Raw genomic sequence first — 375 nt, 5'->3', positions numbered from 1 at the left:
AATTGCAAGATTATTATTTTAATATGGAGGATAAAAATAAAGAAATTTATAAAACTACTAAAAATAAAATTGATAGCATGAATGATGAATTAAATATCCTTAAAAAGCAAAATGCCGAGCTTTTGGCTTTGTTTTTACAATATGTTAAAAAGAAAAATAAAAGATCATATAAACTAGCTAAACAATTAAAAGCAAACAACCAAATAATTTATAAGAAAAACAAAGCTCTTTTAAGTGAGATTAACAAGCTTGATAAAATTTCATATAAAATTAATCAAATTAATGAGATGAAAATGGCTAATTACAAAGATAGGTCAGAGGCTCTTGTGTTGCTTGAAAATTTTAAATACAACTACCACAAACTCTATCCAAAAG

Annotated in this window: 1 pseudogene; it reads left to right on the top strand. The window is 23.7% G+C overall.

Annotated features, from left to right (window positions below):
• Positions 1–77: 77 nt before the first annotated feature.
• Positions 78–375: pseudogene (locus tag O6B72_RS09615) on the top strand (relaxase/mobilization nuclease domain-containing protein); the annotation flags it as partial.

The organism is Campylobacter ureolyticus (assembly GCF_027277485.1).
Classification (GTDB): domain Bacteria; phylum Campylobacterota; class Campylobacteria; order Campylobacterales; family Campylobacteraceae; genus Campylobacter_B; species Campylobacter_B ureolyticus_B.
The sequence above is the reverse complement of the archived record's forward strand: the minus strand, read 5'-3'. Positions and strand labels throughout refer to the sequence as shown.